Genomic DNA, 1,031 nt, shown 5'->3' with positions numbered 1-1,031 from the left:
CTGTGGAAGATCGCTCCCTTGAGGCTGCCGCGGGCCGCGGCAGCGGCCTTCAGTGCGTCCTCGACGAGCTCGGTGCGCATGTGGTCGGCGACCGCCCAGCCGGCGAGCCGACGTGAGTAGCAGTCGATCACGGTGGCCAGGTACAGGTTCGTGCCGTCGGCCAACGGCAGGTAGGTGATGTCCCCGACGTAGCGTCGGTTCGGCGCTTCGGCGGTGAAGTCCCGCTTGAGCAGGTCGGGGTACTTCTGCCCCGACGGCTCGGGGATCGTGGTCCGGACCCGACGCTTCTTCACATAGCCACGGATGCCCTCGGCCCGCATCACCCGGGCGACGCGCTTGTGGTTCACGCAATCGCCGACAGGTGCGCCGTCGTTGAGCTCAGCGGTGATCCGTGGGGCACCCTGGGTGCTGTCCTGGCCATGCACAGCTCTGATCCGCGTCGCGAGCTCGGCATCGGCCCGGGCGCGCTCCTCGCGTGCTGGGGCGGCCTTGAGCCAGGCATAGAAGGACGAGCGCTCGATCTCGACGAGCTCGCATAGTCGCTTCACCTCGAAGGTGGCGGAGTTGTCGGCGACGAACTGGAAGCGACTCACCAGCGCGTCTCCCCGGCGAAATACTTCGCTGCCCGTTGGAGGATCTCGCGCTCGGTGGTGAGCTTGGTGGTCTCGACCTCAAGCTCGTTCACCCGGGCCTGAAGCCGGGCGATCTTCTGCTCCGGTGTCTCGCCCTCGGGCGCCGACGGGCTCTTTGACGAGTTCTTGGACTGCAGTGGGCTGGAGGTCAGCGTCCCGTCGGCGGCGGTCTTCTTGCCGGTCCCGTACGTCTCGAGCCAGTGCCGCAGCGTGCCGCGCACGATGCCGAGGTCCTCGGCGATGCCGCGGACCGTGGCGCCCGGGGTGGACTCGTACAAGTCGACGGCCTGACGACGGAACTCCTCGGAGTAGTTCTTTCTGGCCATAGTTCTCGGATCATCTCGCTTCCCCAGCAGCAGATGCTGGATTCAGCGTGTCCAAGAACCGGGGTCAGGCCCC

At 67.1% G+C, this 1,031-nt stretch carries 1 pseudogene; it reads right to left on the bottom strand.

Annotation, left to right across the window (positions count from 1 at the left end):
• Positions 1-958, bottom strand: a pseudogene (locus INT51_RS21940) (IS3 family transposase); the annotation flags it as partial.
• Between the last annotated feature and the right edge of the window lie 73 nt (positions 959-1,031).

It is taken from the genome of Brachybacterium sp. FME24 (genome assembly GCF_014897705.1).
GTDB lineage: Bacteria > Actinomycetota > Actinomycetes > Actinomycetales > Dermabacteraceae > Brachybacterium.
Note: the sequence above shows the minus strand (reverse complement) of the source record. Positions and strands in the feature narration are given on the sequence as shown.